This is a genomic window from Sandaracinobacteroides sp. A072 (genome assembly GCF_052616365.1).
Genome location: NZ_JBQXGU010000001.1, coordinates 892,413 through 914,365 on the forward strand (window position 1 = coordinate 892,413; position 21,953 = coordinate 914,365).

The following is a 21,953-nucleotide window of genomic DNA, read 5'->3' on the forward strand; positions in this document are numbered from 1 at the left end:
TCATGTGTCATCTGATCGGGGGCCGCGCACAGCCGTGATCCAGGCCATAATCTTCTATATCTTTGCTGCCGTGGTGGTTGCCTCGGCGCTGATGGTGATCCTTGCGCGAAACCCGGTGCACTCGGTGCTCTGGCTGATTCTCGCTTTCTTCAACGCCGCCGGCCTGTTCCTCGTGATCGGGGCCGAATTCCTCGCGATGATCCTGGTGATCGTCTATGTCGGCGCGGTCGCGGTCCTGTTCCTGTTCGTGGTCATGATGCTCGACATCGACTTCACCTCGCTCAGGGCCGGCTTTGCGCGATACCTGCCGTTCGGGCTCATTCTCGGTCTGGTCCTGGCGGTCGAACTGATTATGGTGGGCGGCGCCTGGGCTTTCGGGGATCTCGCGGTCGCGGCGCGCGCCGCGCCGGCGCCCGGCCCGGAACTGACCAACACCCAGGCCATCGGCACCATTCTCTACACGGATTATGTCTTCATCTTCCAGATGGCCGGCATGATCCTGCTGACTGCGATGGTGGGCGCCATCGTCCTCACGCTGCGCCAGCGGCCGGGTGTGAAGCGCCAGTCGATCGCGCGGCAGAATGCGCGCACGCCTGAAAACGCGGTCACCATCACCCGGCCGGCCGTGGGCGCCGGCGTGGATACCGACGGGGGTGTTAAGTGATGATCGGCATCGGCCACTATCTCGCCGTGGGCGCGATCCTGTTCACGCTGGGCGTCCTGGGTATCTTCATCAACCGCAAGAACATCATCGTCATCCTGATGTCGATCGAGCTGATCCTCTTGTCGGTGAATATCAATCTAGTCGCCTTCTCGGTCTTCCTCGGCGACATGGTGGGCCAGATCTTCGCCATGTTCGTCCTGACCGTGGCGGCTGGCGAGGCCGCGATCGGCCTTGCCATCCTCGTCATCTACTTCCGGAACCGCGGGACCATCGCTGTCGATGATGTCCGCCAGATGCGGGGCTGACATGATCCAGGCGATAGTCTTTCTTCCCCTGATTGCATTCCTGATTGCCGGAATCGGCAACCGGGCCATCGGCGCCACGGCGGCGAAATCGGTCACCACCGGTGCGCTGTTCGTATCTGCCGCCCTCAGCTGGGTCACCTTCCTCGGCCTGATCGGCGGCGCGCCGGCACAGGATGTCGTCGTTGCCGAATGGTTCGCAAGTGGCGACCTTGCAGTGAACTGGACCCTGAAGGTCGATATCCTGACAGGCGTGATGCTGGTCGTGATCACTTCTGTGTCGGCACTCGTTCACCTCTACAGCTGGGGCTATATGGCCGAAGATCCGGACCAGCCCCGTTTCTTCGCCTATCTGTCGCTCTTCACCTTCGCCATGCTGATGCTGGTCACGGCGGACAATCTCGTCCAGATGTTCTTCGGCTGGGAAGGCGTCGGCTTGGCGAGCTACCTGCTCATCGGCTTCTGGTACAAGAAGCCCTCGGCATGGTCCGCAGCCATCAAGGCCTTCGTGGTGAACCGTGTGGGTGATTTCGGCTTCATGCTCGGCCTGTTCGCGCTCATCATGCTGTTCGGCACGGTCGATATCGATACCATCCTCGGCAATGTCGACGGGATGAAGGGCGCCACCTTCCAGTTCCTCGGCATGGAAGTGGATGCTGTCACGACCATCGCACTCCTTCTTTTCGTCGGCGCGATGGGCAAGTCGGCGCAGGTGCCGCTGCACACCTGGCTGCCCGATGCCATGGAAGGCCCGACTCCGGTTTCGGCGCTCATCCACGCCGCCACCATGGTGACGGCCGGCGTCTTCCTTGTGTGTCGCATGTCGCCGCTGTTCGAGGCTTCCGTCACGGCATCGACCGTCGTCACCTATGTAGGCGCGCTGACGGCGATCTTCGCCGCAACGGTTGCCACCACCCAACATGACATCAAGCGCGTGATCGCCTACTCCACCTGCTCGCAGCTGGGCTTCATGTTCTTCGCGGCGGGCGTGGGCGCCTATGGCGCGGCGATGTTCCACCTCTTCACCCATGCCTTCTTCAAGGCGCTGCTCTTCCTCGGCGCCGGTTCCGTCATCCATGCCATGCACCATGAGCAGGACATGCGCTTCTATGGTGGCCTGCGGAAGGCGATACCGCTCACCTTCTGGGCGATGATGATCGGCACGGTCGCGATCACCGGGCTCAACTATACCTCCGGCTATTTCTCCAAGGATGCGATCATGTTCGCCGCCTGGGAGCGGGGCACCGAGCCGGCGAGGGTTGCCTTCTGGGCGGGCCTGTTCGCGGCGACGCTGACCAGTTTCTACAGCTGGCGCCTGATCTTCAAGACCTTCTTCGGCACGCCGCGCTGGGCCGGGTCGGAGCATGTGCAGCACGCTGTTCATGACGATCACGCCCATGACGGCACCGCACATGCCGATCACTCCCATCATGGCGATCAGGCGGACGGCACGGCCGGCTATCATCCGCACGAAAGCCCGCTGGTCATGCTGGTCCCGCTCATCGTGCTGAGCGCCGGCGCGCTGTTCGCCGGTGCGGCCTTCAACGGGCTGTTCGTCGGTGGCGATACCGCTTTCTGGTCCGGCACGCTCGTGCATGATGGCGCCTTCTATGATGCGCTGCATCATGTGCCCGGCCTGGTGCACTGGGCGCCGTTCATCGTCATGGCGATCGGCTTCCTGATCGCGCTGCGCCAATATGTGCTGAAGCCGGGCGCATCCGAAGGCTTCAAGGCGCAGTTCCATCTGCTGCACCGCTTCCTGTCGCGGAAATGGTATTTCGATGAACTCTACAACGCCATTTTCGTGAAGCCTGCCCTGTGGCTCGGCCGCTTCTTCTGGAAGCGGGGCGATCAGGGCACGATCGACCGTTTCGGGCCTGATGGTCTTGCGGCGGCCGTGCTCGCCGGCACTGCCGTCTCCCGCAGGTTCCAGAGCGGACTCGTCTATTCCTATGCGCTGGTGATGCTCGTCGGTGTCGCCGCCTTTGCAACCTGGTTCATGGTGCGCTGATGCTTTCGGCAATGATCCTCCTGCCGCTGGCGCTTGCGCTGGTCGTGCTTTTCCTGCCTGGCGATGAAGGCCAGCGTGCGCGGCTTGCGCGGTCCATCGGCCTCGGCACGACTGTCGTGCTGTTCGGTCTCGGCCTGTGGCTGTGGAGCGGCTTCGACACCGCGACGGCTGCCTTCCAGTATGTAGAGCGGGCCGAGATCTTCGGCGGGCGGTTCGCCTGGCATCTCGGGATCGACGGCATCAGCCTCGTCCTGATCCTTCTCTCCGTCTTCCTGATGCCGCTGTGCATCCTGGCCGGATGGGACAGCGTGAAGACCCGCGTGCCGGAATATATTGCCGCATTCCTGGTGATGGAAGCGCTGATGGTCGGCGTCTTCGCCTCGCTTGACCTGTTCCTCTTCTACATCTTCTTCGAAGCTGGCCTCATCCCGATGTATCTCATCATCGGCATCTGGGGCGGCAAGCGGCGCATCTATGCCAGCTACAAATTCTTCCTCTATACGCTGCTTGGCTCCGTGCTGATGCTGCTGGCCATGCTGTGGATGGCGGCCGAGGCCGGCACCACCGACATTCCGGCGCTCATGGCGCATGATTTCCCGGTCGGTGCGCAGACGTGGCTGTGGCTCGCCTTCTTCGCAAGCTTTGCGGTGAAGATGCCGATGTGGCCGGTGCACACCTGGCTGCCGGATGCCCACGTCGAGGCGCCGACTGCCGGCTCGATGATCCTGGCTGGCGTGCTCCTGAAGATGGGTGGCTATGGTTTCATCCGCTTTTCCATGCCGATGTTCCCGGAAGCTTCGGTGCAACTGATGTGGCTCGTCTTCGGCCTGTCGATGGTGGCGCTGGTCTATACCTCACTCGTCGCCCTCATCCAGGCGGACATGAAGAAGCTCATCGCCTATTCTTCCGTCGCGCACATGGCATTCGTGACGGGCGGGCTCTTCGCTTTCAACCAGCAGGGCATCGAGGGCGCGATGGTGGTGATGCTGTCCCACGGTGTCGTCTCGGCTGCGCTCTTCTTCTGTGTCGGCGTCATCTATGATCGCCTGCACACGCGCGAGATCGACCGTTACGGCGGCGTGACGACCAACATGCCGCGCTATGCAGTCTTCTTCCTGCTGTTCACCATGGCCTCGGTCGCGCTTCCCGGCACTTCGGGTTTCGTTGGTGAATTCCTCGTGCTCGCCGGCATCTTCAAGGCGCACACCTGGGTTGTCTTCGTGATGACCACGGGGATCATCCTGGGCGCAGGCTACATGCTCTGGCTATATGCCCGGGTGATGTTCGGCGCCCAGAAGAACGCCGATGCGGCCGCCATGCCCGACATCACGCCGCGTGAATGGGCCATCATGCTGCCACTGGCTGCCGTTGTGCTGTGGATGGGCGTCTATCCGAAGCCTTTCCTTGCCCCCCTCGGCGCCCCTGTCGAGAGCCTGATCGCCCGGCTCGAGCGGGCAGGGCCGCCGCAGACCCCGTTCAGCCTACCTGCCATGGCCAGCGCGTCCGTATCGGCGACGCCTGAAGCCAGCCCAGTAACCAGCCCAGTAACCAGCCTTTCCGGAGACCGCGCGTGACGCTGATGCAATCGCTTGCCATCGGAGCCCCCGAAGTGGTGCTGGCAGCAGGCGCCATGGTGCTTCTGCTTCTGGGCGTCTTTCGCGGCGATGGGGCGCTGGGTGGCCTGTCGTGGGGCGCTGTCATTCTGTTCGGCCTTGCTGCCCTCAACATTGTCGATGACAGTCCCGTGCGCGCGCTTGCCTGGAATGACCTCTATGTCGCCGATGGCCTGTCCGCCTTCCTGAAGATCCTGATTCTGGCAGGGGCCGCTGCCTCCGTGCTGCTGGCGCCTGCGCATCTCGCGCGCTCGGGCGCGGCCAGGTTCGAATATCCGGTGCTGATCGTGCTCAGCGTGCTTGGCATGTTCGTGATGGTTTCGGCGAACAACCTCCTTACCCTTTATGTCGGCCTCGAACTCATGAGCCTGGCGGCCTATGTGCTTGCAGCCTTCCACCGCGACGAGGAGCGTTCGGCCGAAGCCGGCCTCAAATATTTCGTCCTCGGCTCGCTGAGCTCCGGCCTTCTGCTCTACGGCATCTCGCTTGTTTACGGCTTTGTCGGATCGACCGATTTCGCTGCCATCGCCGCCGGCCTTGCTGCCGGGGAAGAGCGGAACATGGGTGCGCTTTTCGGGCTGGTCTTCGTGCTGGCCGGCCTTGCCTTCAAGGTTTCCGCCGTGCCGTTCCACATGTGGACGCCCGATGTCTATGAAGGTGCGCCGACCCCCGTGGCGGCCTTCTTCGCAACGGCGCCGAAGGTCGCCGCCATGGGCCTTCTGCTGCGGGTGGCGCTCGACGCCTTCTCGGGCATGGTGGCTGACTGGCGGCAGATCATCATCTTCATGAGCCTCGCCTCCATGCTGGTCGGCGCAGTCGGCGCGATCGGGCAGGGCAACATCAAGCGCCTGCTTGCCTATTCCTCCATAAACAACATCGGCTTCATGCTGATCGGGCTTGCAGCGGCAACAGCCGCCGGCGCATCCGCTGTCCTGCTCTATCTGGCCATCTACATGGTGATGACGCTGGGCGCCTTCCTTTGCGTGCTCGCCCTTTCCGATTCCGAAGGCCGGCCGGTTGAAACGCTTTCCGATCTCGGCGGGCTGGTGCGCAGCCGGCCCTGGCTCGCGACCGCTCTTGCCATTTTCATGCTGTCGCTCGCCGGCCTTCCGCCGCTCTTCGGCTTCATGGCGAAACTGGCCGTCTTCGAGGCGGCTGTTGCAGCCAATCTCTGGCTTCTGGCGGTGCTTGGCGTGCTGTCCAGCGTGATTGCGGCCTATTATTACCTGCGCGTCGTCAAGATCCTGTTCTTCGATCCGCCGGCAGATGTGGTTGTCGTGGATGGCGCGGGGCAGGGGGCGGCTGTCGTCAACAATGGCATGCTGGCGGCTGCTGCGCTTTTCTGCTCGCCGCTCGGCTATCTCCTTCTCGGCCCACTTGGCGAGGCGACGCGGCGGGCTGCCGCAAGCTTGTTCTAGGGCCTTGTCACGCGAAAACGCGCCGCCGGTTCTCGAACTCGACGAGGTCGGCTCCACCAACGACTGGGTGCGTTCCCATGCCGCCGATCTTGTCGATGGCCAGTGGGTGACGGCCCGGCGGCAGACAGCGGGCCGAGGCCGGATGGGCAGGGCCTGGCAGATGCCGGAAGGCAATCTCGCGGCCACCTGCCTGATCCGCCCTTTGGCCGGTGAAGAACGGGTCGCCGAACTGGCTTTTGTCGCCGCGCTCGCGCTTCATGACATGGTATCGCGCCATGTGAGTGCTGACAGGCTGCAGCTCAAATGGCCGAACGACCTGCTTCTGGATGGCGCGAAGCTATCGGGCATCCTGCTGGAACGCGAAGCGGGGATATTGCTTCTGGGTGTGGGCGTGAATCTGGCCGCTGCGCCTTCGCTTCCAGACAGGGCCACGGCCTGCCTTGCCGATGCGGGTGTCGAACTGGCGGCCAGCGTTGCGGCAAGGGAGCTGGCAGACGCCTTTGCCGCGCGGCGTGCGGCCTGGCGTCTTGGCGGTTTCGCCCCCATCCGCGCGGACTGGCTTGCCAGAGCGCATCCACCCGGTACGCCGCTCTGGGTCGGGAATGGCGCGCAGGCCATTCAGGGCCGTTTTCGCGATGTCGCGGAGGATGGCGCGCTGCTGCTCGAAGCGGAGGGGGGCTTCGTTCACAGGATTCATGCCGGGGATGTGTGGCTGAGCCAGCCGCCCGCCGGCCAGGAAGGAGCGACCGGCTGATGCTTCTTGCCATTGATGTGGGCAATACGAACATTGTTTTCGCCATCGTGGATGGTGACGAGATCCGTTTCCGCTGGCGCATCGCCACCGATGCCAAGCGCACGGCCGATGAATATGCCGTGTGGCTGCACCAGCTGATGCAGATGGAAGGGGTGGAACGCGACGCAATCGACCAGGTGGTGATCGCCAGCGTCGTGCCGCAGACCCTGTTCAACCTGCGCGGTCTGGCGCGGAAATATGTCGGACTCGACCCGATGATCGTCGGCGCTCCGGGAATCGATTACGGCATGGCCGTGAACCTGCCCAACCCCGGGGAAGTCGGCGCCGACCGCATCGTGAATGCCGTTGCCGCCCATTCCATATGGCTGGGCGCCCTCATCATCATCGATTTCGGAACCGCGACCACGTTCGATGTCGTGTCATGCGACGGCGCCTATGAGGGCGGCGTGATTGCGCCGGGCATCAACCTGTCGATGGATGCCCTCTATCGCGCCGCCGCACGCTTGCCGCGTATCGCTGTCGAGCCGCCCGCTGAAGGGCTGGGCGTGATCGGCAAGGGAACAGTCCACGCCATGCAGTCCGGCGTGTTCTGGGGCTATGTGGGCTTGATCGAAGGGCTGGTTCATCGGATGAAGGATGAAATAACCGGCCCCACCACTGTAATCGCCACGGGGGGACTGGCGGCGTTGTTCAGCCGCCATACCGATGCAATCGATCATGTGGATCCGGATCTGATGATCAAGGGGCTGATGCGTATCCATGCCCTGAACATGAAAAGGCTTTGATAATTGACGCCAGGTGACGAACTGATCTTCCTGCCGCTGGGCGGCTCCGGCGAGATCGGAATGAACGTGAATCTTTATGGGTGCCGCGGCAAGTGGATCATGTGCGATCTGGGCATGACCTTTGCAGACCCATCCCTGCCGGGCATCGAACTGGTCCTTCCCGATCTCCAGTTCATCGAGGACAGGCGCGAGGATCTGCTGGGCATCCTGCTGACCCATGGCCATGAGGACCATATCGGGGCCATTCCCTATCTCGCCATGGATCTGGGGGTGCCACTTTACGCAACGCCCTTCACGGCGGGCCTCATCCGCCGCAAGCTGGAAGACGAGGGCATCGCCGGGAAGGTGAAGCTGAATGTCGTGCCCATGGGTGGCGAGGTCGTGCTTGGCGATTTCCGCGCCCGCTGGGTGGCGCTCGCCCACTCCATCCCCGAGGGCAATGCCCTCGTGATCGATACGCCGCACGGCCGCCTGTTCCATACCGGCGACTGGAAGCTCGACGATCGCCCGCTGCTGGGGGATCCGGCCAGTGCTGCGGAACTGACGGCGATCGGGGACAATGACGGTCATGGAACACTTGCCCTGATCGGGGATTCAACCAATGTCTTCAACGCCTTGCCTTCAGGCTCGGAAAGCCAGGTCTTCGACGGGCTGATGCAGCTGGTGAAGGCGCGCAAGCGCGGGCGCGTGCTGGTCACGACCTTCGCGTCCAACGCGGCGCGCCTTCATACGCTGGGCGAAGTCGCCAAGGCCACGGGACGGCGGCTCGTGGTGGCCGGGCGCTCGCTCGACCGCATCATCGCGGTTGCCAGGGCTAATGGCTATCTGCGGGACTTCCCGGACACGATGAGCCTGGAGCAGGCAGCCAATGCGCGGCCGGAATCGCTTCTGATCGTGGTGACCGGCACGCAGGGCGAGCCGCAGGCGGCGCTGGCCCGCATCGCGGATGGCGTCCACCCGCATGTGAAGCTGCAACGTGGCGACCTCGTCATCTATTCCTCAAAGCAGATCCCGGGCAACGAGATGGCGATCGGCCGGGTGCAGAATGCCCTGGCGGCCGCTGGCGTCGAGATCGTTGGCGACAGGCAGGCGCATGTCCATGTGTCTGGCCACCCCGGCAAGCCGGAGCTGGAGGCGATGTATCGCTGGATCCGCCCGCGCATCAGCGTTCCCGTCCATGGGGAGCGCCGGCACATGGAAGAGCATGCCCGCCTTGCCCGCGAGTGGGGTGTGCCCGAGGCCATCGTGCCCGTGAACGGCAGCGTCATCCGCCTTGCGCCTGGAAAGCCGCAGGTGCTTGGCCATGTGCCGGCCGGGCGGCTTGTGCTCGATGGAGACGTGATACTGCCAGCCGACGGGCCGACGCTTCGCGCCCGGCGCAAGATGGGTTATTCCGGCCTCATGGTCGTCACTCTTGTCTTCGATGGGCGCGGGCGCATTGCCGCCCCGCCGCGCGTGCTTGCCAGCGGCATTCCGGTGGAAGAGGATGAGGAAGCCTTCCTCGCCGAAGCGTCGGATGCCGCCGCCAAGGCCTTTGCCAAATATGGCCTCGCCGACAGGCGGCGCCTCGAGGACGAGGTGAAGGTTTCCGTTCGGCGCGTAGCCCGGCAGTGGACAGGCAAGAAACCGCCGACCGAAGTGCAGCTCATCACCATGGAGGGCAGGGCGTGAGCTGGATCTCCATGCTCGCCATCTACTTCCTGTTCTGGGTCTTCACCCTGTTCCTCGTGCTGCCCTATGGCGTGCGCACCACCTCCGAGCTGGGCGAGGAGGAAGTCCCGGGGCAGGCGCAGAGCGCGCCGCACGCGCTGTCCATGCCAAGGAAGCTGTTGTGGACGACGCTGGTATCGGCCCTGTTCTTCGGTCTTTTCATGCTGAACTGGGAGATGGGGTGGGTGACCCGGGCGGATCTCGAAAGGATCCTGCCCGGTGTCGACATGTCCGCCATCGAACCGCCTGCCGTGGAACCCCGGACAGCGTTCCGGCAATAGGGCTCAGCCCGCCAGAACCTCGCTGAGGGCTGCTGCAAGACGGCCCTGCTGGCTGTCCTGAAGGGCAGCGGCGAGCGCCGGTGCCGGGTCTTCGAACCGGCGGACGAGAGCATCGAAGCTGGCACTGTAGTCACGGGCTGCGCGGGCGAAATCACCATCGCTTGCCACCAGCGCCCGCAATTCTCTTGCCTCGTTTCGGGCCAGAAGGCTCAGGGCCTTCTTGTTGAAGAAGCTGCGCTCGCCCTTGCGCCAGCGCACCCAGTCCTGATCGTCCATCGGCTTGTCGAGCGCGGTGGCGATCGAGACCGAGGCCTGCGCCAGCCTGTCTGTCAGCAGGGTGGCCGCTGCGAGCAGCTCTTCCTGCCGCGCCGCCTCCAGGCTGCTCAGCCGTTCCTGGCCGCGCTGCTCCACCTGCTTCAGGGCGTTGGCGAGTGTCGCCATGCTGCCGGCGGTTCGCTCGGCTGCGGCCGAGGCGGCCGCTTCGGCTTCGCGCGCCTTCAGGGCGATGGGTTCGGCAAAGCTCCGGCGCATCGCTTCGTCCGCCGCCTTTTCAAGGCTTTCGCGGGCTTCGGCCAGAACGCCGTCAAGCATCTCGCGCATGGTGCCCGTTGCCTGGCTCGCCACTTCCCGCACGCGGCCCATGGCATCGACAAGCCGGGTTGCGGCGGCAAGCGAGGTGTCCCGCGTCTGTTCTTCCACTTCGCCGATCAGCTGGCGGGCCTGTTCGAGTTCCACCACGAGCGCCTGGCCCGCGGCCTCAATTGCGGCGCGCTGGGCGGCATAGCCGGCGCTGGCGGCTTCCAGCGCCGCCTGACTGCTGGAAATCGGCTCGGCAAGGGAGGCGGCTTTCGCATGCGCGTCATCGATGGCGGCACACAGGGCGCGCAGGTCACCGGAAAGGGTTTCCGCAGCCTTGCCAGCCTCCACAGTGCGGGCCGGGAGCGTTTCTCCGAGCACGTCGACCGTCTGCATCGTCGTTTCGCGCAGCCGGTTGACCGACGTGTCGAGGTCCTGCGTTGCGGTCTGGGTCTGCTTCAGGGGCTGGGTGAGGGCTGCCAGTTCGCCGCTCACTTCCTGCACACGCGCCGAAAGCCGGTCGAGGGTGCCGCGCGCAGTCTCGCTGCTGTGCTGCAGGCGCGCATCCAGCAACTGGAAGGCGCGTTCGCCGGTCGTCGCCAGCGTATCGGTGGTCGCGGCATGGGCGTTGAGCCGGGCCTCGATCGCATCTGCCTGTTCGACGAGCGCCGCGAGCCTGCGGACCAGTTCCGCAGTCGAGCTGTTGGCGAGTGCTTCCAGCCGGGCATAGCCCTCGTTCAGTTGGGCGGCCATGCTTTCACCCTGACGGTGCAGCATGTCGCGCTTGGCTGTCAGCGTGTTCTCGAGATAGTCGTAGAGGGTGTCGGCTTCGGCGCGGATGGCGCGCATGCCGGCTTCGCTCTGGGTCCGGCCGGCAAGCGCGCGCGCCTCCAGCGTTTCCAGCGCCTGCGAAAGGCTGTTAGCGGCGTTCGATCCTTCAATTGTCAGCGCCTCGAGCCGGGCGGACAGGGTGGCGGCAGCCGTTTCGGCTTCATCCGCCCGCGCCTTGGTTTCGCTGCCGGCCTTTTCCATTGCGCTGCGCAGCGTTTCGGCGCTGCGGGCGGCCTCTGGCAACACGGTTTCGAGTGCGCGGGTGGCCTCGGTTGCGGCATTGGTGGCTTCGGTGATCTGGCGCACCACGCCTTCGGCGCTGCGCGAATGGCGCTCAAGCGTGGCGGCGGCCTCGGTCAGGCCCTGAAGTTCGCCGGCGAGAGCCGTGCGCAGCGAATCGATGCGGGTGACGATACCTGTCAGCTGCGCCTCGGATTCCTCCACCGGGTCGGAAGCGCGCAGGACCGGCAGGGATTCGCGGTTGCCCAGGGCCGAGGCGAGCGCGAACAGTGCTGCCACCGGGGCCAGCAGCAGCCCGAGGGTCTGAAGGGCAACGAACAGGGATTCCGGGCGGACGCCTTCCGAGCGCATGGCCCAGGCAGCAAGCCCCAGCCATATGATCGACAGGAAGCTCACCACCAGGAAGGACGGACGTATGGACGTGACTTCGCGCATGGCCTCCTCGACTTTCCCGACCTCTGGCCGCGCGGGGCCGGTCGTTAACGTCTTTCCGCCTGCCTGAGTGCGCGTGCGCCGGCAAGGGCCAGAAGGCTAAGACACACTATTTCCCAAATCCAGTAAGCCACGGGATAGCCAAGCATCGCTGCCACCCAGATGGCGAGCGTGCGGCCATTGGCGCTGATCAGCGCCATGCGCCGCAACGTGCGCGCGGCCTGCGGTTGCCAGCCGGCGAGCATGGCTGCCCGCTCTTCCTCTGTCGCTGTGGCGAGCGCCCGGTCGAACGGGCGCGTGCGGTTGGCGAGAAGGGCTTCGAGGCGGTTGTAGAGCTTTTCAGGCCCGCCGCCTGCTGTCGTGCGGGCCTCGGCGTGGAAGATGCCCCTGATGCGGCGGATGTAGGTGGCGCGCTCACCCTCGTAGAACTGGGATTGAAGGGCGTGGGCGACCCCGGCCACGACCGCCAGCGCGAAAGCCGCCCAGGGTTGGGGCTGGCTGAAGGCGAGGGCGCAATAGACGGAAACGAAACAGGCGTAATCGGCGATTCCGTCGAGAAAGCGGCCAAAGGGGCTGGTCTTGCCGGTGGCGCGGGCGAGCTTGCCATCCAGCCCGTCGAGGATGTGCCAGCCGATCATCAGCAGGAAACCGAGCGTGGCGAAGCGCGGATCCTCCCACCGGGTATAGGCAAGTCCGGCCAGCAGGCCGAGGAGAAGTCCTGCGACCGAGACGGTGTTGGGGTGAAGGCCCAGGCGGATGGCGGGCGGAAGGAGCGCCGCGGCTGCCGGATGAACGAAATGGCGATTCGAAAGCGGCTCGATCTCGACGGGGCGGGCACTATCCATGGCAGACCGCCACCCTGCTTTGACTTGTGCGGGCTGGCAAGCCCCTTCAGCCAAGGCTAAGACCCTGCACATGAAACTGATCGCGCTGCTTGCGGCTGGCGAAAGCGAACCGGGGCAGCTGTCCCCGGGGCTTGGAATCGTCGGCGGAATCACCCTGCTGGAACGCCAGGTGCGGATGGCGCTGAAGGCGGGCGTGGATGCCGTGGCGCTGGTGGCGCCGGCCCTGCCGGCCGATCTGGCCGCGCGCCTTGCCGCAGAGCCGCGATGCTGGCGCCTGCACGATGCCGGCGAACTGGCCGCACGCCTTGCCGCGGACGCGGCGGCGGGGGAAGAAAGCGCCATCCTGCTTTTTGCGCCGGGCCTTCTGATCGACGCGCGCCTTGTCGAGGCCATGGTGGATGCGCCCCCGGATGCGCCTACCCATGCGCCCCTGCTGCTCGCCTTTGCCGGTCAGCCGCCGGCCGGGGCGGAGCGGCTGGACAGCCAGCGCCACTGGGCCGGGCTGGCGCGGATGCCGGCCGCCCTCGTGTGTGAGACCGCCCGGACACTGGGGGACTGGGAACTGACCGGAACGCTCGTGCGCGCGGCGTTCGAGGGCGGGGCGGGGCATTTCGATGTCGAATCCCTGTCCACCTACGCACCCGCCCGCCGCCGGGATGCGCCGATGGTCTGGGCCGTTCCCGAGGACGATGAAGCCCGCAGGGCCGCGACCGACATGCTGATCGACGCGGCCCAGAAAGGCTGCCTCGACTGGCCGGCGCGCTTCCTGCATCCGCCGGCAGAAAACCTGCTGGTGCGCCTGCTTCTGACCACGCCTGTCACGCCGAACATGGTCACGATTCTCACGGCTATCCTGGGCATTGCTGCGATGCTGCTGTTCGCGACCGGCCAGCTCTGGTGGGGCCTGGCGCTGGCGATCGTCGTCGGCCCGCTCGATGGCGTGGACGGCAAGCTGGCGCGCGCGCGGCACGAATTCTCCCGCTGGGGCGATCTCGAGCATGTGCTCGACAAGATCATCGAATATGGCTGGTTTCTGGCGCTCGGCTACTGGTTCTCGATCAGCCAGGGCATCTCCGCCTGGCTCGTGGTGGCCGGAATCATCGTCTTCGCGCTCACCGAGGCCGCGTCGGGTGAATTCTTCCGCCGCTTCACCGGCCGCCAGCTGGATGACTGGGGCGCCTTCGAGCGCCGGTTCCGCCTGATCGGGGGGCGCCGCAACACCTTCTTCTGGACACTCATCCCCTTCGGCCTTGCGGGCCAGTGGTGGCCCGGAATGCTGTGGCTGCTTTTCTATGCCTTCATCACCTTCGCCGTCTCGCACTGGCGCCTTCTGAAGGCCATTGCCGGCTACGGACGCGATGCCAGCCCCATCATTCGCGGCAATCTCGAGCGCAGCGCTTATGATTTCTTGCCCAGTCGCGGCGGCAACGCTAGGTGACGGCTTTGTTTCAGACTCATGACGGTCGGTAACGATCCGGACCATCTCCAGCGGAAGGCATTCCCCGTAAAATGGAACCCATAAACGTCGCGATTGTCGGCATCGGGAACTGTGCAAGCTCCCTCGTTCAAGGTGTCGCGCATTATTCCAGGCCCGAGGCTGGCGAGCCCATCGGAATCAGCCACATGGACATCGGGGGCTGGACGCCGGGCGACCTGCGCTTCGTGGCGGCTTTCGACATTGATCGCCGCAAGGTCGGCCGCGATATCGCCGAGGCCATCTTCGAGGCGCCCAACTGCACTGCAATCTTCTGCCGAAATGTGCCGCAGACGGGCGTGAAGGTGCGCATGGGCCGCGTGAACGACGGGGTTTCCCCGCACATGCTGGACGCGCCCGAATCCCGCAGCTTCCGCATCGCCGACGCGCCCGAGCCGACGCTCGACGAAGTGGTCGAGGAACTCCGCCGCAGCGGCGCCCATGTGCTGATGAACTATCTGCCCGTCGGCAGCCAGAAGGCGACCGAATTCTACGCCGAGGCGGCGCTGAAGGCCGGGGTTGCCTTCGTGAACAACATTCCCGTGTTCATTGCCAGCAACCCGGACTGGGCAAGGCGCTTCGAGGAAGCCGGCGTGCCGCTTCTGGGCGATGACATCAAGGCGCAGGTCGGCGCCACCATCGTGCACCGCACCCTGACAGACCTGTTCGCCCGCCGCGGCGTGAAGCTGGAGCGGACTTACCAGCTCAACACCGGCGGCAACACCGACTTCCTGAACATGAAGGCGCAGGAGCGGCTGGAATCGAAGAAGATCTCCAAGACCGAGGCGGTGCAGTCCGTTGCGGCCGAGCGTCTGGACGACGAGAACATCCATGTCGGCCCGTCGGATTATGTCGCCTGGCAGAATGACAACAAGGTCTGCTTCCTGCGCATGGAAGGCCTGCTTTTCGGCGGCGTGCCGATGAACCTCGAGCTGCGGCTCTCGGTCGAGGACAGCCCGAACAGCGCAGGCGTCGCCATCGACATGGTGCGGTGCGCGGCGCTGGCCCTGAAGCGCGGGCAGGGCGGGGTGATCCATCCGCCCTCGACCTCCTTCTGCAAGCACCCGCCGCGTCAGCTGCCGGATTCACAGGCCCATGACGAACTGGATGCCTTCATCCGGGGCGACATTCAGGGCGCCGCCGCGGCCTGATCGCGGCTGCCCGTTCGTCATGGCCATGAAACATCCGGCGCGCAGACTGATTCCATGCAGGCTGAAACCATGACGGGCGGAAAACCCAATGCCATCATCCTGGCGGCGGGCGCGGGCTCGCGGCTGCTTGCCGCCGCCCCGGTCAAACCGCTGGCCGAAGTGCGTGGGCGCGCGCTCATCCTGCACGCGCTCGACGTGCTGGCGGCCAACGGTGTCGAATCGGCAACGCTGGTGCTGGGCAATTCCGCCGATGCGATCGCGGAAGTGGCCCGCAGCGGGCCACTTCCTGTCCGCTTTGCGCTGAATCCGGAATGGGCGGAAACACCCAATGGCGTGTCGCTGCTGGCGGCAGCCGGGGACGTGCGGCCCGGAACCCTGCTGATGATGGCGGACCATCTGCTTGCCCCCTCGCTTGTGGCGCGCGTGATGGCGGCAGAGCCTGCGCCGCTTGCCCTCGGGGTCGATCGCCGGCTCGGCCACCCCTGGATCGACGAGGCGGATGTCACCCGCGTGCGCACGCGGGACGGGCGGATCGAGGCGATCGGCAAGTCCCTCAAGGTCTATGACTGCCTCGATACCGGCCTGTTCCGGATCGGGCCGGAACTGGTTTCGGCGCTTTCCAGCCTGGCTTCGCCCAGCCTGTCGCAGGGGGTGGCGGCGCTGGCACGCGCCGGGCAGGCCCATGCCGTGGACATCGGGGATGCCCCGTGGCTGGATGTGGATGACCCCCGTGCGCTGGCGCTTGCCAACGCCAGCTGGGTGCAGGCGTGAAGGTCGCGCTCGCTGCCGCCTTTGCGGTTTCGGCGCTTTTGGCAGCGCCCGTGCAGGCGGCCCCCTGGGCCGCCGCAGGGGATGCACGGCTTCGCACCGATGTGGAATTGCTGCGCGCCCATGGCTTCATCCTCGGGCCGGTCAATGCCTGGCCGCTGCCCTGGGCGCAGATTGACCGCGGCCTCGCGCGCGCCGAGGCGGCCGGGCCGCAGCCGCCCCATATTGCAGCCGCGATCCGCCGTGTCGCGGCGCTGTCGGCGCATCATTCCGGCCGTTCGACCTATATGGCGCGACTGTCTGCCACCAGTGACGCAACGCTCGTGCGCGGCTTCGAACGCGTCGCCCGCAACCAGGGCGAGGCAAGCGTTTCCGCCGCGCATGATCTTGGCGCGCTTTTCATCAGCTGGGGCGCAACCTGGCAGAGCGACGGCACGACGCGCCAGCGCGCCACGCGCGACGGCAATGGCGTTTCGCCCGATCCCAGCCATGCTGCGCTGAAGCTCGGCAACTGGGCGCTTTATGGCGGCTGGGTCGAGACCTACTGGGGCCCCGGCCATGACGGGTCGATGATCTTTTCCACCAGCGCCCGGCCGTTTCCGAAGGTCGGCTTCCGCAGGCTCGAACCCTTCACCATCGATGCACCCGTGCTGCGCTGGCTCGGCCCTGTGAGCTTCGACGCCTTCGTCGGCATGGCCGACGAGAAGCGCGAATTCGACAACCCGGCCATCATCGGCATGCGCTTCGCCTTCCAGCCCACCCCATGGTTCGAGATCGGGCTGAACCGCGGCCTGATGCTGTGCGGCCGCAACCGCCCGTGCGATGTGAAGACCATCGGCCGCGCCCTCGTGGGCGTGGGGGATGCCGACAACACCGGAACCGCGGACGAGCCGGGCAACCAGCTTGCCGGCTTCGACATGAGCTACCGCCGGCCGATCGGCACGAGCGGCCATGTGCTGGAACTGACGTTCGACACCACGGCCGAGGATGCGGACAATATCCTGATCGAACAGTTCGCCCGCCAGATCGGCGTGTCGGTCACCGGCCCCGTCGGTGAGGATGGCGCGCTCATCGATGCCGGCGTCGAATATGTGGACAGCCAGGCCGCCAAGTTCCTCGGGCGGCTGATGGGCGGCGATACATGGCCCGGCTCCACCTACAACAATTTCCTCTACACCGATGGCTGGACCTATGGCGGGCGGCCCATCGGCCATTCGCTCGATGGCGATGCCCGCGCCATCACGCTCCACGCCGCGCTGACCGATACGCGCAACCGCCGCTGGCATCTCGCGGCGCGCCACATCGACCTGAACATCAACGGTGACCAGCGCTTCCGCATCTCGAAATCGCGCGAGCGCATCGGCCATTTCGAAGCGGGCGTGAACTGGCCGAGCCGCCATGGCGACATCCGCCTCGAAGCGCGGCTGCAGCATAACGCCCCCGACACGCTGGATCGCGACCCGACATGGGTGCAGGGCGAGATCGGCTGGGTCACGCGCTTCTGAGATCCTCGCCGCCAACTGCCTTCCCGATTGCGCGGCAGGCGGCGGGCGTCTATGGCCGGCGCATGGGCGATGTTTCCCTTTCGTTCGCGGGCTGCGATTTTCTGCCCCTGCCGTGCGGGGCGCTTTTCTGGCCTGGCCAGCAGATGCTGATCCTGGCTGACCTGCATCTTGAAAAGGGCAGCTACTTCGCCGGGCATGGCTGGCTTCTCCCCCCGCATGACAGCCTCGATACGCTGCAACGCCTGGAACGGGCCGTGCGGGAAACCGGGGCACGGCGCATCGCCGCCCTGGGGGACAGTTTCCACGATAATGACGGGCCGTCGCGGCTTCTGCCTGAAGCCCGCATGGCGCTTGCGGCGCTTATGGGCAGTGTCGAGTGGCACTGGATCACCGGCAACCATGATGGCGAAAGCGCGGGCACGCTTGGTGGCTTCGTCCATGCTGAACTGGTCATCGACGGCATTGCGCTGCGCCACGAGGCTTGCCCCGGCATTCCGGGGCCGGAAATCAGCGGCCATTTCCACCCCAAGGTGACGATTTCCCTGCGCACGGGCGGCCGGGTGACGCGCCGGTGCATCGCCATGGCCGGCCAGCGGCTGGTGCTTCCGGCCTATGGCGCCTATGCCGGCGACCTCGACATCGGCGACCCGGCATTCGTGCGCGCACTGGGCGGGCGCCCCCGGGGGGTGGTTGCCCTGTCGGGCGGCTTGTTGAAGGTGGATGCCAGCGGGCGGCCCGGCCCGGCGGGCAGATCCGGAGGAAAGGAGTTGGCGGCATGAGCTGGTTTCCCAAACCCGAGGCGCGCATCTTTTGCGCCGCGGTGAACTATGCGGCGCATCTCGAGGAAATGGGCCGGGGCGAAACCAATGCACATCCCATGCTCTTCATGCGCACGCCGCGCTCGCTGGTTTCCGCCGGGCAGGGCATCGTGAAGCCCGCCAACTCGGACAGCCTCGATTATGAGGGGGAACTGGCCGTGGTGATCGGCAAGCCCGGCCGGCACATTCCCCGCGAGCAGGCGCTGGCCCATATCGAGGGATGGACACCGTTTCTCGACGGGTCCGTCCGGGACTGGCAACGCCACACTGCCCAGTTCACGGCGGGCAAGAATTTCGATCGCTCGGGTGCCATCGGCCCTGAACTGACTCCGGCAGCTGCCTTCGGCGACTATCGCAGCCATGAACTGACCACGCGCGTGAATGGCGCGGTTGTGCAGCACACGCCGATTTCGCTGATGCTCTTCGATGTGGAGACTTTGATCAGCTACATATCGGGCTTCACCGAACTGCAGCCGGGTGACATCATCGCCACCGGAACCTGCGCGGGCGTGGGGGAAAAGCGCAAGCCGCCACTCTATCTGTTCCCCGGCGACATTGTCGAGGTGGACGTTTCGGGGCTGCCGCTGCTGCGTTGCCCTGTGGTTGCCGAGGACTGAGCCGGCATGATCCGATTCACCCTGGATTCATCCGCCGCTGTCAGGTTTCGCGCCATGATCAGGCGCAGTTTCACCGTCCCTGTGGCGGCAATTATTTCGGTGGCAATCCTTCCGGCCGCGGCTCTGGCGCAGGTGGCATCGCCACCGGAACCGGTGTTGCCGGCGGACCCGACCCCGCCCGTGCAGCAGGCCCCTGCCGCCGCGCAGGCGCCAGCACCGGCGGGCGCGGCGGCAACAGCGGCGGAATCCGGGGCCGGGGCTGCCGCAGACTCGACATCCACCACCTACGAGATGGGCGAGATCATTGCCGCTGCCGATGGCGCGTTTGGAGAGGCGTCCGAAAGCGTCGCCATGCTCGTCGAGCGGGTGTTCGCCGACCTCGGCAAGCCCAACGCCTATATCGTCGGCCGCGAAGGCTCCGGCGCGCTGGTCATCGGCCTGCGCTATGGGCGCGGAAAGCTTTTTCACAAGGTCGAGGGCGAACGCGTCGTCCACTGGACCGGGCCTTCCATCGGGCCGGACGTGGGCGGCGATGCCTCGCGCGCGTTCGCGCTGGTCTATAATCTCAACGACACCGAGGATCTTTTCCGCCGCTTTCCGGCCGTCGAGGGCAAGGCCTATCTGATCGGTGGCGTGTCGGCCAATTATCACCGCCGCGACGGGGTCACGATCGTGCCCATCAGGCTGGGCGCCGGCTGGCGGCTGGGGGCCAATGTCGGCTACCTGAAATACAGCAAGGAAGGTCGGATCATCCCCTTCTGAGGAGCAGCCGGCTTCGGCACGCCGACTTTGGGCCGGGGATGGCTTGAACGACGGCACCAGCCACCCTAAAGCCGCCGGGAGCCGATGAAAGCCCCAGCCCATCTTTTCCGGACCATGTCCGCCCTTGCCCTGGCTGTCGCCGGCGCGTCACCGGCTGTCTCGCAGGTGGCGGAACCCGGCCCGCCTTCGGCAGCCGCGGCAGAGCCTCAACCCATGGTGGAGTTCGAGGCCGACACGCTGAGCTATGACGAGAACAGCGAAGTGATCACGGCGGCGGGCAATGTGCTTGTCTACCGGAACGGCCAGAGGCTGACGGCCGATACCGTCGTCTATGACCGCCGCACCGGCTCGGTGGAGGCCAGCGGCAATGTGCTGGTCGATGATGGCAGCGGCACGAAGGCCGTCGCCGACAGGTTCAGCCTGACCGAGAGCCTGAAGGATGGTGCGGTCAGCAACATCCTCCTGATCCTGTCCGATGGCAGCCGTCTCGCGGCGACCGGCGGCGTTCGCGAAGACGGGCGCTCGACACTCGACAAGGCGGTCTATTCACCCTGCGCGGTCGTGAATGAGAAAGGCTGCCCGATCGATCCGGTCTGGTCGCTGAAGGCGGTGAAGGTCGTTCATGACCCGGTGCGTGGCCGTGTGTTCTACACGGGCGCCCGGCTGGAGATGTTCGGCGTGCCCATCGTGGCCCTGCCGCGCTTTTCCCACCCCGACAGCTTTGAGCGCAGCCAGTCGGGCCTCCTGTCGCCGGATGTCCGCTATTCGCGCGAACTGGGGGGCGAGATTGCCATCCCCTATCTGTGGGCAATCGCGCCAGACAAGGATCTGACGCTTACCGGCCACGTCTATACCGATGTCGCGCCGGTGCTCGGCGTGACCTATCGCCAGCTTCTGGCGGGCGGGCCGATCCAGATCGGCGGGCGCATCACCTATGCCAAGGGCCAGGAACTGGACGAAGGCAGCGGCCAGATCGTCGAGACGCCGGCCCGGGTCCGCGGCTATTTCGACGCCCGCGGGCAGGTGGAGCATGGCAATGGATGGCGCTCCACCTTTTCATCGCGCCTGACGAACGACGACAATTTCCTTGGTCGTTACCAGATCAGCCTGGATACGCGCCTGCGCTCCACCTACGCCCTCGAACGGTTTGAAAAGGGGCGCTATTTTTCCGTGACCGGCTGGGCGTTCCAGGACCTGCGGACAGGAGTCGAGGATGGCAGGACGCCCATGGCGCTGCCGCTGATCGACTTCCGCTGGCGCCTTCCGGACCAGGTGGCCGGCGGGCAGGTCATGCTGCAGGCCAACAGCCTCGGCCTTTACCGGCGCGACGGGCAGTCGATGGCGCGGGCGCTCGCTTCGGCCCAGTGGGATCGCAGCCTGCTCACCACGCTCGGCCAGCGCATCACCTTCACCGGCCTCGTGCGCGGCGACATCTATTCGATGTCTGACACGGCGCTCGCCGATGATCCGCTCTATGCCGGCCGCGATGGCTGGAAGACGCGTCTCGTGCCGCTCGCTGCTGTCGACATGGAATGGCCCTTTGCCGGACCGTTCCTTGGCGGCTCGCAGGTGATTTCGCCACGTGTCCAGCTGGTTGCATCCACCGCCACGGCCAATGAGGGAATCGCCAACGAGGATTCACGTGCGATCGACCTCGAGGAATCGAACCTTTTCTCGCTCAACCGCTTTCCCGGCTATGACCGCTGGGAAGGCGGGGCACGCATCACCTATGGTCTCGACTGGCGCTGGACGAAGCCCGGCATCGCGCTGAACGCCCAGATGGGCCAGAGCTACAGGCTCGACGACCAGACAGACATCTTTCCGGACGGCACCGGCCTTTCGGACCGGCTCTCGGATTTCGTCGGCCGGCTGTCCGTCCGCTTCGGCGACATGGTGGAAGTCACCCAGCGCCTCAGGCTGGACAAGGACAATCTCGCCATCCGCCGCAACGAGACCGACATCGCCGTCGGATCGCGGCGCACCTTCGTCTCGCTCGGCTACCTGAAGTTCAACCGCAACATCAACCTCGAGGATCTGACCGATCATGAGGAAGTGCGTGCCGGCGCGCGGATCGCATTCGGCCGCTACTGGGCGCTTTTCGGCTCGGCTGTCGTCGACCTCACCTCACGCGCGGAAGATCCGCTGACAGCCAATGATGGCTGGCAGCCCATCCGCCACCGGCTGGGCGTCAGCTATACGGACGAATGTTTCGACATCGGCCTGACCTGGAAGCGCAACTATGTCGATAATCCCAATGCGCGGATCGGGGACACCTTCCTGTTCACGCTTGCCCTGCGCAATCTTGGCTAGGCCCTGTTTCCGGGCGCTGTAAGCAGGGGTTAAGCGTCCATCCGGCAAAGGCGGGTTTCTGCTGGCCGAGGGTGCTGGCGCTTGGC

19 protein-coding genes are annotated in these 21,953 nt (G+C 65.5%); 17 read left to right on the plus strand and 2 right to left on the minus strand.

Translation table 11 applies throughout. The features are described from left to right. Positions 1-34: 34 nt before the first annotated feature. Genes ACUJ46_RS04365 through ACUJ46_RS04405 form a run of 9 tightly spaced genes read left to right on the plus strand, consistent with a single transcriptional unit; the run spans position 35 to position 9,538 of the window. The gene (locus ACUJ46_RS04365) at positions 35-664 is read left to right on the plus strand and encodes an NADH-quinone oxidoreductase subunit J (protein WP_445389212.1); all 630 of its coding nucleotides are present in this window, start codon (positions 35-37) and stop codon (positions 662-664) included. Beyond that, a complete protein-coding gene (nuoK, locus tag ACUJ46_RS04370; RefSeq protein WP_445389213.1) occupies positions 664-969 on the plus strand; it encodes an NADH-quinone oxidoreductase subunit NuoK in 306 nt (101 codons plus the stop codon). The genes ACUJ46_RS04365 and nuoK overlap by 1 nt, the downstream gene beginning before the upstream one ends. A gap of 1 nt (position 970) precedes the next feature. Beyond that, entirely contained in the window at positions 971-2,977 is a 2,007-nt protein-coding gene (nuoL, locus tag ACUJ46_RS04375) for an NADH-quinone oxidoreductase subunit L (RefSeq protein ID WP_445389214.1), read from the plus strand. 11 nt (positions 2,978-2,988) lie between these two features. Then, entirely contained in the window at positions 2,989-4,551 is a 1,563-nt protein-coding gene (locus tag ACUJ46_RS04380; protein WP_445389215.1) for an NADH-quinone oxidoreductase subunit M, read from the plus strand. 5 nt (positions 4,552-4,556) lie between these two features. Continuing rightward, complete coding sequence (gene nuoN, locus ACUJ46_RS04385; protein ID WP_445389531.1) at positions 4,557-6,008, plus strand: NADH-quinone oxidoreductase subunit NuoN; 1,452 nt, start codon at positions 4,557-4,559, stop codon at positions 6,006-6,008. 4 nt (positions 6,009-6,012) lie between these two features. Continuing rightward, positions 6,013-6,762, plus strand: a complete 750-nt coding sequence (locus ACUJ46_RS04390; protein ID WP_445389216.1) for a biotin--[acetyl-CoA-carboxylase] ligase — start codon at positions 6,013-6,015, stop codon at positions 6,760-6,762. Next, entirely contained in the window at positions 6,762-7,547 is a 786-nt protein-coding gene (locus ACUJ46_RS04395; protein ID WP_445389217.1) for a type III pantothenate kinase, read from the plus strand. Before ACUJ46_RS04390 ends, ACUJ46_RS04395 begins: the two co-directional genes overlap by 1 nt. A gap of 3 nt (positions 7,548-7,550) precedes the next feature. Further along, positions 7,551-9,218, plus strand: a complete 1,668-nt coding sequence (locus tag ACUJ46_RS04400; RefSeq protein WP_445389218.1) for a ribonuclease J — start codon at positions 7,551-7,553, stop codon at positions 9,216-9,218. Next, entirely contained in the window at positions 9,215-9,538 is a 324-nt protein-coding gene (locus ACUJ46_RS04405; protein ID WP_445389219.1) for a DUF1467 family protein, read from the plus strand. Before ACUJ46_RS04400 ends, ACUJ46_RS04405 begins: the two co-directional genes overlap by 4 nt. 3 nt (positions 9,539-9,541) lie before the next feature. Here ACUJ46_RS04405 and ACUJ46_RS04410 read toward each other — a convergent pair whose 3' ends face one another. Both ACUJ46_RS04410 and ACUJ46_RS04415 read right to left on the minus strand, forming a co-directional pair. Then, on the minus strand, positions 9,542-11,620 hold the full coding sequence (locus tag ACUJ46_RS04410) for a hypothetical protein (protein WP_445389220.1): 2,079 nt from the start codon (positions 11,618-11,620) through the stop codon (positions 9,542-9,544). 44 nt (positions 11,621-11,664) lie between these two features. Then, positions 11,665-12,462 carry a CDP-alcohol phosphatidyltransferase family protein gene (locus tag ACUJ46_RS04415; protein WP_445389221.1) on the minus strand — a complete coding sequence of 266 codons (798 nt, stop codon included), beginning with the start codon at positions 12,460-12,462 and terminating at the stop codon, positions 11,665-11,667. A 70-nt stretch (positions 12,463-12,532) separates the two neighbouring features. On the opposite strand from ACUJ46_RS04415, the gene ACUJ46_RS04420 reads away from it, so the two are divergent. The 8 genes from ACUJ46_RS04420 (at position 12,533) to ACUJ46_RS04455 (ending at position 21,867) form a co-directional block, all read left to right on the plus strand. Then, complete coding sequence (locus ACUJ46_RS04420; protein ID WP_445389222.1) at positions 12,533-13,900, plus strand: CDP-alcohol phosphatidyltransferase family protein; 1,368 nt, start codon at positions 12,533-12,535, stop codon at positions 13,898-13,900. 71 nt (positions 13,901-13,971) lie between these two features. Next, complete coding sequence (locus ACUJ46_RS04425; protein ID WP_445389223.1) at positions 13,972-15,087, plus strand: inositol-3-phosphate synthase; 1,116 nt, start codon at positions 13,972-13,974, stop codon at positions 15,085-15,087. A gap of 54 nt (positions 15,088-15,141) precedes the next feature. After that, positions 15,142-15,858 (plus strand): phosphocholine cytidylyltransferase family protein, encoded by a 717-nt coding sequence (locus ACUJ46_RS04430; RefSeq protein ID WP_445389224.1) that lies wholly within the window; start codon positions 15,142-15,144, stop codon positions 15,856-15,858. After that, positions 15,855-17,360 carry a capsule assembly Wzi family protein gene (locus tag ACUJ46_RS04435; RefSeq protein ID WP_445389225.1) on the plus strand — a complete coding sequence of 502 codons (1,506 nt, stop codon included), beginning with the start codon at positions 15,855-15,857 and terminating at the stop codon, positions 17,358-17,360. Before ACUJ46_RS04430 ends, ACUJ46_RS04435 begins: the two co-directional genes overlap by 4 nt. Before the next feature lie 62 nt (positions 17,361-17,422). After that, positions 17,423-18,139 carry a ligase-associated DNA damage response endonuclease PdeM gene (gene pdeM / locus ACUJ46_RS04440; RefSeq protein WP_445389226.1) on the plus strand — a complete coding sequence of 239 codons (717 nt, stop codon included), beginning with the start codon at positions 17,423-17,425 and terminating at the stop codon, positions 18,137-18,139. Continuing rightward, on the plus strand, positions 18,136-18,795 hold the full coding sequence (locus tag ACUJ46_RS04445; RefSeq protein WP_445389227.1) for a fumarylacetoacetate hydrolase family protein: 660 nt from the start codon (positions 18,136-18,138) through the stop codon (positions 18,793-18,795). The genes pdeM and ACUJ46_RS04445 overlap by 4 nt, the downstream gene beginning before the upstream one ends. Before the next feature lie 6 nt (positions 18,796-18,801). After that, complete coding sequence (locus ACUJ46_RS04450; RefSeq protein WP_445389228.1) at positions 18,802-19,557, plus strand: DUF1134 domain-containing protein; 756 nt, start codon at positions 18,802-18,804, stop codon at positions 19,555-19,557. Positions 19,558-19,671: 114 nt separating this feature from the next. Beyond that, positions 19,672-21,867, plus strand: a complete 2,196-nt coding sequence (locus ACUJ46_RS04455; protein ID WP_445389229.1) for an LPS-assembly protein LptD — start codon at positions 19,672-19,674, stop codon at positions 21,865-21,867. Positions 21,868-21,953: the final 86 nt, after the last annotated feature.